This is a genomic window from Corynebacterium jeikeium, from assembly GCF_028609885.1.
Lineage (GTDB): Bacteria > Actinomycetota > Actinomycetes > Mycobacteriales > Mycobacteriaceae > Corynebacterium > Corynebacterium jeikeium.
Window position 1 is genome coordinate 1028939 of record NZ_CP063195.1, and the last position, 15338, is coordinate 1044276.

The window sequence follows — 15338 nt, forward strand, 5'->3', positions numbered from 1 at the left end:
CTAACGCTCGTTGGCTTCCGAAAACTGGGAAACCACGCTCTCGGCATAGGCCTTCGGGTTCTCTGCTTGCATGATTCCGCGGACGATCGCCAGCCCGGCCACACCCGTGGCAGCCAGGTCGGCTGCATCCTCCGCATGAACGTCGCCGATGGCAACCACCGGAACCCGCGAGGCCTCTACCAGTGCGGGATAGCCCTCCAGCCCCAGCGGCTCGCGGCCGGAATCCTTGGTTGGAGTAGGGCGGAAAGGGCCGGCGCCGATGTAGTCGATTACATCCGCATACTCGTTGGCCTGCTGCACCAGGGGCAGGGTGCCGGTGGTCAGCCCGATAATGGCATCCTTGCCCAGCAACTGGCGAGCCAAGCGCGGGTCCAGGTCGTCCTGGCCGATGTGCACGCCGTGGATGTTGTGCTCCGGCATGAGGGCGGCGGCAACGTCCACGCGGTCGTCAATCAACACTCGGGTAGCCGGGTTGGCCTTCTGCACTGCGGCGGCGACCTCAACGGCCAGTGCCGTCAGGTCGCGTACGCTGATCGGTTTGCTGCGCACCTGCACCACGCCCGCGCCACCGGCGGCAGCGGCGGCGGCCACGTCCACCACCTTCTCGTGCGGAGCGCCTGTAACCAAGTAACAGCGCAGATCCAAGCTAGCGCTCACCGTGCGCTGCCGCCTCCTTCTGCAGATCCTCGGCGACTTCCTTCGCCTCGTCGCGGTTCAAGTACAGCTGGGAGCCCGCGCGGCGGAACTCCTCCGCCATCTCCTCCTCGCCCGCGGCGCTTAGGCTGTCGATGCCGTCTACGCTCTGGCGGCCGAAGCCCGGCAGGCCCAGGTCCTTGACCAGCGACTGCTTCTGGTCGGTGGCCAGCGCCTCGTCGATCTCGTCGCCGAAGGCATCACGGATGTCCTGACTGATGCGCATGGAGCAGAACTTCGGGCCGCACATGGAACAGAAGTGCGCTGTCTTCGCCGGCTCCGCGGGCAGTGTTTCGTCGTGGTACGCCTGCGCCGTGTCCGGGTCCAGGGAGAGGGCGAACTGGTCGTGCCAGCGGAACTCGAAGCGAGCCTTACTCATGGCGTCGTCCCACTCGTGGGCACCCGGGTGGCCCTTGGCAACATCGGCGGCGTGGGCGGAGACCTTGTAGGTGATCACGCCGGTCTTCACGTCGTCCTTGTTCGGCAGGCCAAGGTGCTCCTTTGGGGTGACGTAGCACAGCATTGCGGTGCCTCCCATGGCGATGTTCGCCGCACCAATGGCGGAGGTGATGTGGTCGTAGCCCGGAGCGATGTCCGTGACCAGCGGCCCCAGCGTGTAGAACGGCGCGCCGCCGCACCATTCCTGCTCCTTTTCGTTGTTGACCTGAACCATGTTCAGCGGCACGTGGCCGGGGCCTTCCACCATGACCTGCACGTCGTACTCCCAGGCGCGGTGGGTCAGCTCGCCGATGGTCTTCAGCTCTGCGAACTGGGCTGCGTCGTTGGCGTCCGCGATGGAGCCAGGGCGCAGGCCGTCGCCCAGGGAGAACGCGACGTCGTACTTGGCGAAGATCTCGCACAGCTCGTCGAAGTTCTCGTAGAGGAAGGATTCCTTGTGGTGCGCCAGGCACCAGCCGGCCATGATGGAGCCACCGCGGGAGACGATGCCGGTGACGCGCTTGGTGGTCAGCGGCACGAAAGGCAGGCGCACGCCTGCGTGGATGGTCATGTAATCCACACCCTGCTCGCACTGCTCGATGACGGTATCGCGGAAGATCTCCCAGGTGAGGTCCTCGGCCACGCCATCGACCTTTTCTAGGGCCTGGTAGATCGGCACAGTGCCGATTGGCACCGGAGAGTTGCGCAGGATCCACTCGCGGGTGGTGTGAATGTCGTTACCGGTGGACAGATCCATCACGGTGTCCGCACCCCAGCGGGTGGCCCAACGCAGCTTGTCGACCTCTTCGCGGATGGAGGAAGTGACGGCGGAGTTACCGATGTTGGCGTTGATCTTCGTAGTGAAGGCGTTGCCGATGATCATCGGCTCGGACTCCGGGTGGTTGACGTTGTTCGGGATGATGGCCTTGCCGGAGGCTACCTGCTCGCGAACCTTCTCCACGTCGCAGTGCTCGCGCAGTGCTACGTACTCCATCTCCGGGGTGATGACGCCCTGGCGGGCGTAGTGCATTTGGGTGACGCGCTTGCCCTCCTTGGCCCGCAAAGTCGGGCGGGTGGAACCCTTCCACTCCTCGCTGGCCTCGCCGCGCTTGACCGCGCGGTTGCCGTCGTCCAGCAGGTTACGGCGGCGGCCTTCATAGGCTTCTACGTCGCCGCGGACTTCGATCCACTCGCTGCGCAGGCCCTCCAACCCTTCGGTCGGCTCGGCCCATGGGCCGCGAGTGCGGTAGATACGGACTGGCTCGTTCGGACCGGTCGGGGAGTCGTCTAGCTGGATCTCCGTCTCCGGTACCTGCAGCGTGAAGGTCTTGCCGAAGGATTCCACGGTCTTTTCGATGGGGGAAAAGCTGTGCTTCGGGTGGATCTCCGCGCCGTACTCGTCGGTGGGGGTGGCAGTGTTTTGGGTAGACGTATCTGTCATTAAGACTCTCCTGACTCTTCCTTCGCTGGTTCTAACCAGACAGGTTCTAGCGGTACTCGCGCGGGATACAGCGCGATCTCAGCCCGATACCTCGGGCGCCCGTGTTCGGTTGTGCTTCCCACTGTAACGCACCTCTCACAAGCGTGTAGTTTCGCCCTGTCAGCTTGTTCGGTTTGGCCTGAAAAGTAGCTGCGCGTGAAATAGGATCAGGCCTATGACGAGCCCATACCCCAGCAGCTTGAACGCCAATAACGACAAAAAGAGCAGTTCAAAGTTCTTCCTTGTAGTTGTGTTGCTGCTGATAGCAGCGGTTGCTTATGTGGTTGGCTCGGGGAATTTCCCCGGCAGTCTTACCGGATCTGGCGGGAAGTCTTATGACACCAGCAAGCCTTTGAAGATTGTCGCTGCTACAGAGCTGTCGGATATGGAACCGTTTATCCAACAGGCTTCCTCGGACTTGGGGTTCGAGATTGAAATGGAATACGACAGCGGCACTCTCGTCAACACTCGTAACCTGGTGGATGGTGATTATGGGGATAAGTATGACGCCACCTGGTTTGCAACCAACGCTTTTGCCAGAGCGGAGGGCTCAACCCAGCAGTCCGAAGATCACAGCATTGCCCGTTCGCCGGTAGCTCTGGGGCTCAAACAGGACGCGGTCAATCGCCTGGGGTGGCGCAATAAGGACGTCAAGTGGGCGGACATCGCTGAGGCCGTAAAGCACGGTGATCTTACGTTCGGCATGACAGATCCGCAGGAATCCAACTCCGGTTTCCTTACTCTTCTTTCGGTCGCGGCGGCACTGAGCAACTCTCCGCAGGGGCAGAAGTTCGATCTTTCGACGGCGTTTCTCGACAAGCCACGTATGAAGGACTTCTTCTCCGGCCAGACGATCACTTCCGGATCCTCCGGTTGGCTACGCGATACCTTCGTAAAGAACCCTGGCAAGGCGGATGGCATCTTCAACTATCAATCCGTTCTGCAATCGATGAAGGAAAACGACGGGGTAGATATTGAAGTAATCGTCCCCGGGGATGCCGCGGGCGCTGCCGATTACCCCCTCTCGGCGCTCACGAAGCCCGGAGAAACGGGGCCTGAGGCGGACACCGTAGCGAAGGTTGAAGCCCTAGCCGATTGGTTTAAAGTGCACAGCGAAGAGGTAGGGGAGCGAACCCACCTGATCGTTTCGGGCAAGGACGCGGAAAACAAGGGCACCCAGAACTACTACGAGTATCCGAGGTCGAAGGATCACATTCGATCTCTTGTCAGCCTGTATCGGGATGACCTTCGCCGCCCCGCTGACAGCAACTTCCTGCTCGACACGTCCGGCTCGATGCGGGGCAACCGACTGGCAGATCTGAAGGGCATCCTGAACAGGCTTATCGACGGCACCGCAGGCGAAGCCGGTAATCCGAAGGGATTCGGCCGTCGCGAAACGATCACCCTTATGCCTTTCAGTAGCAAGGTTGCCGATGGATACACCCAGGAGCACTACGACCCAGACAGTGCGGAGCAGAGTCGAGGCCTGCGGGATTACGTCAATGGTCTGCAGCCCCGTGGTGAAACCGCGATTTATGACGCCGTGTTGCGTGCCTACGACCGTGTGGGCGAAGGCGGCGGTTCCCTGAATTCGATTGTGCTGATGACCGACGGTGAGTCGAACTCCGGCACGAATCGCCAGGAGTTCATCACCAAGATGAAGCGCAAGATGGCCGAGACTGACCGCAAGATCCCGGTGTTCGTCATCCTCTATGGGGAGGCCAGCGAGGATGAGATGAATTTCCTGGCGGACTTCACCGGTGGCAAGGTTTTCAACGCTCGTAGCGGTGATCTGTCTAAGGCGTTCGAAGAGATCCGCAGTTACCAGTAGGCCGCAATCAGTGGGCTGCAATCAGTAGGACAGGGTAGGAAAGAAACCATGAACTCCAAGTACTTTCCGAAAATCGTTGCTGGGCTTGTCGTTTTCGTTGCGATCGTGGGCTTGCATGCTGCGGTGGATCTAGGATCTTTGTGGATCGTCGTGGCGGGAGCCCTCGCCGGTGCTGCTGGGATGCTCATGCCGGAAGGACAGGAACAAAAGTCGCTAGAGGGGAAGCCAGTCCAGGATGGGAAGCACTCTCTGGAAAAGAAACGGCACGAACCTTTTAGTAAACCAGCTCCCGCGTTCTATGAGGTTCCTACCGAGTCCCTACAGGGCATCCGCACCCACTCTAAGCATCTCAAAGAATCTGTGCGCGTCTCCGGCCAGCAGCGCCAAGAGTTCTACGCGGATCTCGATCATTTCTACAGCACGTGCAAGGACGTTGTGCACGAGTGGGATCACTTGGCTGCGGATCCACCGCAAGAGAACAAGGTTCGCCGCATTTTGGACGTCTATTTCCCAGAGACCTGCCGAATTCTTGATGACATGCCGACTGCAACGCATAACCAGGCCGTTGAGGATTTCCGTGCTTCGCTGGCAGTTTTGCAATCGGAAATGGACAAAGTCCACCAAGCGATCATGCAGGACAACCTCCAAGAGCTGAAGGACAATCGCACATTCCTAGAACTAGAATTCGGCGTGCTACGGAAACCCGAGGAATGAGTATAAATCAATTAGGTTTCAAGATAATGCATCGGTTAGCGCACAAATAGAGTTGAAGAAATGACTCATGCTTTCTCCAAAAAGACCGCCGGTATTCTCTTCGTATTGATCCTTGCCGTGTTTCTTGTGGCTGTGGGGACTGTAGCCAAAAAGCGTGGTGGAGGAGAAGATGAGCGCCCGCTGCGGATAGTGATGGCGAATGACATTCCATTCAGTTCGTTCCTGTGGGTAGAAGCGAAGCGTGACTACGGAATGCAAGTCGAAATTGACCGCGGGGGAGACACAGTTGAGCTTTCCCGGAAGATTGCTAATGGGGAGCTAGGGGATGAGTACGATGCAGTCTGGTTGGCGACTAACTCGTATGTGAACCTGCAAAACAATGAGGCGCTCGGAGAGAGCTACGGGTTGGCTTCGGATACGTTGGGGCTCGCATTAAGGAGCAAAGACCTGGATCGTTTGGGATGGCGGAAGAAACAAGTTACGTGGAACGATGTCCGGGAAGTGGTCACAAGGGGAGACCTAACTTTTGGTATGGCAGATCCGAGCCAATCCAACCTGGGGATGCAGTCTCTGATCGGCTTGCTATACAAGATCGGGGGCTTGCAATCAGGTGACTTAGCAGAAGAGGTTGCAGGTAAAGTTCATCCTCAATTGAAGAAGTTTTTCGGCGCTCAGGCGTTTTTAAGCGATACTTCTGATGAATTGTATGACAAATTCTCTGCTACAGATAATGTTGCTCAAGCAATTTTCGCGTTTTCTTCTGATGACAAACTTTTAAAGGGTAACGGAGAAATTACCTTTGTTATCCCCGCTGACAGGATCGGGTTTAACGACTTTCCGGTCTCGGTGATCAAGAATCCAGATGACGAAGAAGCTGAGGCTTCTGCTCATGCTAAGACGAAAGCCTTCGCTGATTGGATCACTCAACATGGCAACGAACTCCGGAATAAAACACGAGTTGAATTGGGCGACTCACCTGGGCAACGCCGTGCTGATACAACCACTTATAAACTCCCTAGCTCCAAGCAGGAGTTCGATAACACATTGCGCTTCTATCGGGAGGAGCTGCTTCGCCCCAGAGACATCAACCTGCTAGTCGACGTTTCCGCTTCCATGCAAGGGGAAAAATTCAGGGAAGCAAAGAAAGACATACTCGATTTGCTTGGTGAACAAGCGGGGGTCGATGGCAGAGCGGTAAATATCACAGCATCCAGTACATCCTCGAGCAAAGCGTTCACCCAAAAGGACTATTCCTCAGATAATCCAAAGCATGCACGCGCTCTAAAGGATTACGTAGACCGTATGGCGCCCCGGCAAGAGGCCAATATCTATTACCAGCTGTACAGGGAATACCTGCGAATTCCGCGAAGAGGAAACTTGATTCAAGGACAGTCAATAGTCTTGCTGACCAGTGGAACACCTGCCAAAGGTGTGGACTATGCGGAATGGTCGAACGAACTGAGGGACAGGGAGCGCAAGGAGGGGGTAATTTTCCCCGTATACATCGTCCATTACGGCAATGAAAACGCAGAGGACATGCAGCGTCTTGCTGAAGAGACCGGCGGTGAAGTCTTTAAGGCCAAAGAGGGCGGCCTGGCCACTGCCCTGGACAGGGCCAGTAAGTATTGGGCTACGTAGGGGGCGTCACTAAGAAAGAAGCCCAAGCCACCGGTTAGAGTAGACAGCATGATTGACCAGAAGCTCCTAGAGATCCTCGCGTGCCCCATCGACAAGCAGCCGCTGGAGGATCACGGTGACTATTTGGTGAACCCCCGCCTGAACAAGGCCTATCCGGTGCAGGACGGCATCCCGGTACTGCTGGTCGAAGAAGCTAAAGACTGGCCGGTCAAGTAACCCCATCAAGTAACAACGCATAAAAGAGGAACGAGAACGAATACGCATGAGCGACAACAAGAACATCATCGACGAGCTGCAGTGGCGCGGCCTGATTAACCAGTCGACCGACCTGGAGGCGCTGAAGGAGGCCACGCAGAACCCCATCACGCTGTACTGCGGTTTCGACCCGACGGGCAGCTCCCTGCACGCGGGCCACCTGGTGCCGCTGATTATGCTGAAGCGCTTCCAGCAGTTCGGCCACCGTCCGATCACCCTGGCCGGCGGCGCGACGGGCATGATCGGCGACCCGCGCGACGTGGGCGAGCGCTCCATGCTCACCGAGGAGCAGATCGGCGAGAACATGGTGGCCATCAAGAAGCAGCTGGAGGCATTCGTCGATTTCGCCGAGGACAGCGACGTGAATAGCCCGGCCGTGATGGTGAACAACGCGGACTGGATCAGCCAGATGAACGTCATCGAGTACCTGCGCGATGTCGGCAAGAACTTCTCGCTGAACACTATGCTGGACCGCGATACCGTGAAGCGCCGTCTGGAATCCGACGGCATTTCCTACACCGAGTTTTCCTACATGTTGCTGCAGGCCAACGACTACGTGCACCTGCACAACGAGTTTGATTGCGTGCTGCAGATCGGCGGCGGCGACCAGTGGGGAAACATCGTTTCCGGCGTAGATCTGAACCGCCGCGTGAACGGCGCCAAGGTGCACGGACTGACGGTACCGCTGGTGACGGACGCGGAGGGCAACAAGTTCGGCAAGTCCACCGGCGGCGGCAAGCTATGGCTGGATCCCCAGCTGACCAGCCCGTACTCCTGGTACCAGTACTTCATCAACGCGGGCGATACCGTGGTGATCGACTACCTGCGCTGGTTTACCTTCCTTTCCCAGGAAGAGATCGCGGAGCTGGAGCGCAAGGTTGCCGAGGAGCCTTACAAGCGCGAGGCGCAGCGTGTTCTGGCCCGCGAGATGACCACTCTGGTGCACGGCGCGGCTGCCACCGAGGCTGTGGAGCTGGCCGCCCAGGCGCTGTTCGGCAAGGCTGAGCTGCAGGATCTGGACGAGCCCACCCTGGCTTCCGCACTACAGGAAACCGAGGTTGCCGAGGTCGGCGCCGATGCCACCATCCTGGACTTGCTCGTCGAGTCCGGTCTGGAGAAGTCCAAGGGTGCCGCCCGTCGAACCGTCGGGGAGGGTGGCGCTTACGTCAACAACCAACGCATCGAGGACATCGAGTGGTCCCCGTCCGCCGACGATCTGCTGCACGGTTCGTGGCTGGTGCTTCGCAAGGGCAAGAAGCGTTTCGCCGGTGCGCGTGTAGGTGCTTCTTCTTAGTGACGCCACCCGCACGGCCTGTATGCGCTAAACCGATCCCTTGGTAGTTGCATTTTTCTGCTTCTACCAGGGGATTTGTGTCTTTCTCGGCGTTGGGTGTACATTAATTCAAGTCGCCGAGAGCGAGCGGGGAAATAAAAACCGGCTTGAGCTAATCGGTGTGCGTAGGTTGTTTGAGAACTCAATAGCGTGATGAACCAAGTTTAGATACTTTGTTGACCAACCTTTGTGTTGATTCTGATGCATTGTATGTCTGTTCACTTTTTTGTGACTTGTTTCAGTGCTCCACTGGCCCCTATGGATTGTGGGTTGGTGGTGGTTACGCCAGCGTGGTTTTAACGTCTCCACGATATGTAATGTGCGTATCCCAACGAGAGGTGCCTTTTTCTTACGGGTGCTTGTTGGGCTGATAAATAGTTTTGGAAAGTTGTGGATGTATGTTGTGTCTGATCAATAGCCGGCGAGACTGTTTGAGTGTTGTTGGTGTTGGTTGATGTGATTTATTTATCCTTTTTTCAATTCTTTTGTCAGTAATTTTTTGTTTGCCTGGTTTTCAGGCTCACCATGTGTCTGATGACAGTTTTTATGGAGAGTTTGATCCTGGCTCAGGACGAACGCTGGCGGCGTGCTTAACACATGCAAGTCGAACGGAAAGGCTCCTTGCTTGCAAGGGGTACTCGAGTGGCGAACGGGTGAGTAACACGTGGGTGATCTGCCTTGCACTTCGGGATAAGCCTGGGAAACTGGGTCTAATACCGGATAGGACCATGCTTTAGTGTGTGTGGTGGAAAGTTTTTTCGGTGCAAGATGAGCCCGCGGCCTATCAGCTTGTTGGTGGGGTAATGGCCTACCAAGGCGACGACGGGTAGCCGGCCTGAGAGGGTGTACGGCCACATTGGGACTGAGACACGGCCCAGACTCCTACGGGAGGCAGCAGTGGGGAATATTGCACAATGGGCGCAAGCCTGATGCAGCGACGCCGCGTGGGGGATGACGGCCTTCGGGTTGTAAACTCCTTTCGCTAGGGAAGAAGCCACTGTGTGGTGACGGTACCTGGATAAGAAGCACCGGCTAACTACGTGCCAGCAGCCGCGGTAATACGTAGGGTGCGAGCGTTGTCCGGAATTACTGGGCGTAAAGAGCTCGTAGGTGGTTTGTCGCGTCGTCTGTGAAATCCCGGGGCTTAACTTCGGGCGTGCAGGCGATACGGGCATAACTAGAGTGCTGTAGGGGAGACTGGAATTCCTGGTGTAGCGGTGAAATGCGCAGATATCAGGAGGAACACCGATGGCGAAGGCAGGTCTCTGGGCAGTTACTGACGCTGAGGAGCGAAAGCATGGGTAGCGAACAGGATTAGATACCCTGGTAGTCCATGCCGTAAACGGTGGGCGCTAGGTGTGGGGGTTTTATTTACGATTCCCGTGCCGTAGCTAACGCATTAAGCGCCCCGCCTGGGGAGTACGGCCGCAAGGCTAAAACTCAAAGGAATTGACGGGGGCCCGCACAAGCGGCGGAGCATGTGGATTAATTCGATGCAACGCGAAGAACCTTACCTGGGCTTGACATACACCGGATCGCTGCAGAGATGTAGTTTCCCTTGTGGCTGGTGTACAGGTGGTGCATGGTTGTCGTCAGCTCGTGTCGTGAGATGTTGGGTTAAGTCCCGCAACGAGCGCAACCCTTGTCTTGTGTTGCCAGCACGTTATGGTGGGGACTCGCGAGAGACTGCCGGGGTTAACTCGGAGGAAGGTGGGGATGACGTCAAATCATCATGCCCCTTATGTCCAGGGCTTCACACATGCTACAATGGTCGGTACAGTGGGTTGCGATACCGTGAGGTGGAGCTAATCCCTTAAAGCCGGTCTCAGTTCGGATTGGAGTCTGCAACTCGACTCCATGAAGTCGGAGTCGCTAGTAATCGCAGATCAGCAACGCTGCGGTGAATACGTTCCCGGGCCTTGTACACACCGCCCGTCGCGTCATGAAAGTTGGTAACACCCGAAGCCAGTGGCCCAAACTTGTTAGGGAGCTGTCGAAGGTGGGATTGGCGATTGGGACGAAGTCGTAACAAGGTAGCCGTACCGGAAGGTGCGGCTGGATCACCTCCTTTCTAAGGAGTATTTATTATTTTTGTTTTGTTTCTGGGTGAATAGGTAGCCGGTTCAACCATCGGTTGGTGGTGGTTGTTGGGTACTGTTTTTGTTCAGGTCGCTTTTTGTTGAAGTGTGGATGTTGTGTGTTGGGGTTGGCACAGTGTTGGGGTTGGCAGAGTTGTTGTTTGGTTTGTCATGTTGTTGGGTGTCTGGGACAATCTGTTGTTCCTGATTGTGGATGCTTTCGATGGGCTGACGGAGTGTTTCGTTGGTGTGTTGTGGGTGTTCAGTGTTGTTTGAGAACTGTATAGTGGACGCGAGTATCTTCTTTTTGTGATTTTTTGTTTGAAATCATTTTTGTTCACGCGCTGATTACATGAATGTTTTGTTTGTGTGGTTGGTGTGTGGGTGTCTTAGTATTGTGTGTTGTCTGTGAAGGGCGCACGGTGGATGCCTTGGGCATGATAAGCCGATGAAGGACGTGGAAGGCCGCGATAGTCCTCGGGGAGTTGTCAATCGAGCGTTGATTCGAGGGTGTCCGAATGGGGAAACCTGGCCACAGTTGTGTGTGGTCGCTGCATGGATGAATTCATAGTCTGTGTGGTGGTAACGCGGGGAAGTGAAACATCTTAGTACCCGCAGGAGAAGAAAATAATAATGATTCTGCTAGTAGCGGCGAGCGAACGTGGATTTTGGCTAAACTGCATGCGTGTGATACCTGGCAGGGGTTGCGTGTGTGGGGTTGTGGGGTTGTGTTGTGCGGTGCTGCCATGCCGTGCCCCGGCATTGTGTGTTAGCGGAAGTGGTTTGGAATGGCCTGCCGTAGACGGTGAGAGTCCGGTACGTGAAAGCATGTGGTGTTGGGGTTGACATGATTTACCCGAGTAGCAGCGGGCTCGTGGAATCTGCTGTGAATCTGCCGGGACCGCCCGGTAAGCCTGAATACTTATTGTGACCGATAGTGTATGAGTACCGTGAGGGAATGGTGAAAAGTACCCCGGGAGGGGAGTGAAATAGTACCTGAAACCGTGTGCCTACAAGCCGTCAGAGCCTTTAGAGGGTGATGGCGTGCCTTTTGAAGAATGAGCCTGCGAGTCAGCGGCATGTCGCGAGGTTAACCCGTGTTGTGGGGTAGCCGTAGGGAAACCGAATCCTAATTAGGGTGTTTGTAGTGGCATGTCCTGGACCCGAAGCGGGGTGATCTACCCATGGCCAGTGTGAAGCAGCTGTAAGAGGCTGTGGAGGCGCGAACCCACTTAGGTTGAAAACTGAGGGGATGAGTTGTGGGTAGGGGTGAAAGGCCAATCAAACTCCGTGATAGCTGGTTCTCCCCGAAATGCATTTAGGTGCAGCGTCGTGTGTTTCTTGCCGGAGGTAGAGCTACTGGTTGGTTGAGCGGGACTATCATCTTAGCGACGTCAGCCAAACTCCGAATGCCGGTAAGTCAGAGCGCGGCAGTGAGACTGCGGGGGATAAGCTTCGTTAGTCGAGAGGGAAACAGCCCAGATCGCCGGTTAAGGCCCCTAAGAGTGTGCTAAGTGGAAAAGGATGTGGGATCGCGAAGACAGCCAGGAGGTTGGCTTAGAAGCAGCCATCCTTGAAAGAGTGCGTAATAGCTCACTGGTCGAGTGGTTCTGCGCCGACAATGTAGTGGGGCTCAAGTACACCGCCGAAACCGCGGAACTCAATCTTTTGGTTGGGTTGGTAGGGGAGCGTCGTGTGATCGTTGAAGCTGCCGGGTGACCGTGTGGTGGAGGTTATGCGAGTGAGAATGCAGGCATGAGTAGCGAATGATGCGTGTGAAACGTATCCGCCGGATGACTAAGGGTTCCTGGGTCAAGCTAATCTTCCCAGGGTGAGTCGGGTCCTAAGGCGAGGCCGACAGGCGTAGTCGATGGTTAACGGGTTGATATTCCCGTACCCGTGTGTGTGCGACCAATGGTGAATCAGTGATACTAACCGCCCTGAAGGATGCCACTCACACTTTGTGTGTGTGGTGTGTGGATGCGTGGGACCTGATCTGGTAGTAGCCAAGCGATGGGGTGACGCAGGAAGGTAGCCAAGCCACTTATTGGATTGTGGTGTAAGCGTGTGGCCCGCAGGAATTGGTAAATCCGTCCTGCATGTGGGTGAGGCGTGATGCGTACCCGTTGTGGGGATGTTGGTGATCCTATGCTGTCGAGAAAAGCCTCTAGTGAGTGCATGTACGGCCCGTACCGTAAACCGACACAGGTGGTCAGGTAGAGAATACTAAGGCGTTCGGGTGAACTGTGGTTAAGGAATTCGGCAAAATGGCCCCGTAACTTCGGGAGAAGGGGTGCCACTGCTGGTGAACGACGTGTTGAGCTGGTGGTGGTCGCAGAGAATAGAGGGAAGCGACTGTTTACTAAAAACACAGGTCCGTGCGAAGACGGTAAGTCGATGTATACGGACTGACGCCTGCCCGGTGCTGGAAGGTTAAGAGGACCTGTTAGATCCTTGTGGTCGAAGCGGAGAATTTAAGCCCCAGTAAACGGCGGTGGTAACTATAACCATCCTAAGGTAGCGAAATTCCTTGTCGGGTAAGTTCCGACCTGCACGAATGGCGTAACGACTTCCCTGCTGTCTCAACCACAGGCCCGGTGAAATTGCAGTACGAGTAAAGATGCTCGTTACGCGCGGCAGGACGAAAAGACCCCGGGACCTTCACTATAGCTTGGTATTGGTGTTCGGTTCGGTTTGTGTAGGATAGGTGGGAGACTGTGAAGTGGCCACGCTAGTGGTTGTGGAGTCGTTGGTGAAATACCACTCTGATCGGATTGGGCATCTGAACCTCGGCCCGTGATCCGGGTTAGGGACAGTGCCTGGTGGGTAGTTTAACTGGGGCGGTTGCCTCCCAAAGTGTAACGGAGGCGCCCAAAGGTTCCCTCAGCCTGGTTGGCAATCAGGTGTTGAGTGTAAGTGCACAAGGGAGCTTGACTGTGAGACTGACAGGTCGAGCAGGTACGAAAGTAGGGACTAGTGATCCGGCACCGGCTTGTGGAAGCGGTGTCGCTCAACGGATAAAAGGTACCCCGGGGATAACAGGCTGATCTTCCCCAAGAGTCCATATCGACGGGATGGTTTGGCACCTCGATGTCGGCTCGTCGCATCCTGGGGCTGGAGTAGGTCCCAAGGGTTGGGCTGTTCGCCCATTAAAGCGGCACGCGAGCTGGGTTTAGAACGTCGTGAGACAGTTCGGTCTCTATCCGCCGTGCGCGTTGAAACTTGAAGAAGGCTGTCCCTAGTACGAGAGGACCGGGACGGACATACCTCTGGTGGGCCAGTTGTCACGCCCGTGGCATGGCTGGTTGGCTACGTATGGGAGGGATAACCGCTGAAAGCATCTAAGCGGGAAGCCTGTTCTGAGATGAGGTTTCTTTTGAGGTTCCCTATAGATTATGGGGTTGATAGGCCGGATCTGGAAGTCATGTGAGTGATGGAGGTGACCGGTACTAATTAGCCGATGTTCAACACAAAAGCCACTTTTGTTGTGTGGTTGTTGCTGAGACGATTTCGAATTGTCGCTAAATTGTGCTCGCGTCTGTTATGCAGTGTCTGGAACGGCACTACACACCAGCAAACCCGTGGGGTTTGGTTGGGTGTGTGTTTTGTTCTGTTGTGGTTTGTCGGTGGTTGTTAGCGGTGGGGTCACGCCCGGTCCCTTTCCGAACCCGGAAGCTAAGCCTACCTGCGCTGATGGTACTGCACCTGGGAGGGTGTGGGAGAGTAAGTCACCGCCGGCACTAAAACTAAAAGAATATTTGGGGTGTGGGTCGTTGTAACCTTTTATGGTTGCGGCAACCCACACCTCATTTTTTTATGCCTTATCGCTAAGCCCGGCAGGCGTGGGCGTCAATAGTAGAATGCAACAACATTGCGCCTTTGCAGCAAGCAAAACTAGGATTGATAAGGTTCACGGGACGGGCCCTACAACCCGAAATGACGAATACGACGGAAGGTGTACCCCCAAGCATGGCTGAGAACTCAAGCAACAATCGCGGACGCGGTGGTCGGCCCCAGGGGGAGGGCAAATTCCGCAACAAGGGTGGCTTTAAACCCAATCGCGGCGGCCGCCCGAACCGCAACTCCAACAAGAAGCGTGGCTCCAACTGGGAGACCCAGCGCGGCCCGCACAGTGGCCCGCAGCGCTCAGGCTATCGTGAAGAGCGTCTTAACAAGCGCCTTAATGAACCAGAAGTTCCCCAGGACCTCGACCCGAAGGAGCTTGATCCTTCGGTGCGCCAGGAACTCCGTAGCCTCTCCAAAGACAACGCGGACATGGTGGCAAAGCACCTAATCATGGCCGTCACACTTCTGGACAACGAACCGGAGAAGGCACTTGCCCATGCTCGCGCAGCTAAGGACCGTGCGGGGCGCGTCTCTGTTGCTCGTGAAACTTGTGGCATCGTCGCTTACCACGCAGGCGAATGGAAGGAAGCCATCTCCGAGCTGCGCGCCGCGCGCCGCATGTCGGGAGGCCCCGGACTACTGCCCGTCCTCGCTGACGCCGAGCGTGGTCTTGGCCGCCCGGAGAAGGCCTTGGAGGTAGCTAACGATCCGCAGGCCGACAAACTAGATGCGGAATCCAAGGCAGAACTGGCCATTGTCGTCGCCGGCGCCCACCAGGACCTTGGCCAGCCCGACGAAGCTCTGCTGGCCTTGGAAGCTCAGCTGGACAATGCCGAAGCGCCGGAAGTAACGCGCATGCGCCTGTACTACGCCTATGCAGACGCACTGGCCACGGCCAAGCGCAACGAAGAGGCTACCGACTGGTTTACCCGTGCAGGCGAAATGGATACCGAGGAAGTCCTGGACGTCCCGGATCGCCTGGCTGAACTGGGCGCGGACTCCAACGGTGCAGAGCAGATCGAGGATAAGTAG

Annotated in this window: 8 protein-coding genes and 3 rRNA genes; 9 read left to right on the forward strand and 2 right to left on the reverse strand. The window is 56.5% G+C overall.

Features of this window, described 5'->3' with window-relative positions:
• Both CJEIK_RS04510 and thiC read right to left on the reverse strand, forming a co-directional pair.
• On the reverse strand, positions 1-657 hold the full coding sequence (locus tag CJEIK_RS04510) for a thiamine phosphate synthase (protein ID WP_005295694.1): 657 nt from the start codon (positions 655-657) through the stop codon (positions 1-3).
• Positions 647-2572, reverse strand: a complete 1926-nt coding sequence (gene thiC / locus CJEIK_RS04515; protein WP_005295691.1) for a phosphomethylpyrimidine synthase ThiC — start codon at positions 2570-2572, stop codon at positions 647-649. Before thiC ends, CJEIK_RS04510 begins: the two co-directional genes overlap by 11 nt.
• A gap of 214 nt (positions 2573-2786) precedes the next feature.
• On the opposite strand from thiC, the gene CJEIK_RS04520 reads away from it, so the two are divergent.
• The 9 genes from CJEIK_RS04520 (at position 2787) to CJEIK_RS04560 (ending at position 15338) form a co-directional block, all read left to right on the forward strand.
• Positions 2787-4442: a vWA domain-containing protein gene (locus CJEIK_RS04520; protein WP_005295688.1), complete on the forward strand. Its 1656-nt coding sequence runs from the start codon at positions 2787-2789 to the stop codon at positions 4440-4442.
• Positions 4443-4490: 48 nt separating this feature from the next.
• On the forward strand, positions 4491-5156 hold the full coding sequence (locus tag CJEIK_RS04525; protein WP_005295687.1) for a hypothetical protein: 666 nt from the start codon (positions 4491-4493) through the stop codon (positions 5154-5156).
• A gap of 60 nt (positions 5157-5216) precedes the next feature.
• Positions 5217-6794: a VWA domain-containing protein gene (locus tag CJEIK_RS04530; protein WP_005295684.1), complete on the forward strand. Its 1578-nt coding sequence runs from the start codon at positions 5217-5219 to the stop codon at positions 6792-6794.
• A 48-nt stretch (positions 6795-6842) separates the two neighbouring features.
• Entirely contained in the window at positions 6843-7010 is a 168-nt protein-coding gene (locus CJEIK_RS04535; RefSeq protein ID WP_005295682.1) for a Trm112 family protein, read from the forward strand.
• A 46-nt stretch (positions 7011-7056) separates the two neighbouring features.
• Positions 7057-8343 (forward strand): tyrosine--tRNA ligase, encoded by a 1287-nt coding sequence (gene tyrS, locus CJEIK_RS04540; protein ID WP_005295680.1) that lies wholly within the window; start codon positions 7057-7059, stop codon positions 8341-8343.
• A 582-nt stretch (positions 8344-8925) separates the two neighbouring features.
• Positions 8926-10453: ribosomal RNA gene (locus CJEIK_RS04545) — 16S ribosomal RNA — on the forward strand.
• 405 nt (positions 10454-10858) lie between these two features.
• Positions 10859-13934 (forward strand): 23S ribosomal RNA (locus CJEIK_RS04550).
• A gap of 148 nt (positions 13935-14082) precedes the next feature.
• Positions 14083-14200 (forward strand): 5S ribosomal RNA (gene rrf / locus CJEIK_RS04555).
• The 16S, 23S and 5S rRNA genes sit together here, the layout of an rRNA operon.
• 229 nt (positions 14201-14429) lie before the next feature.
• Entirely contained in the window at positions 14430-15338 is a 909-nt protein-coding gene (locus CJEIK_RS04560; protein ID WP_005294513.1) for a tetratricopeptide repeat protein, read from the forward strand.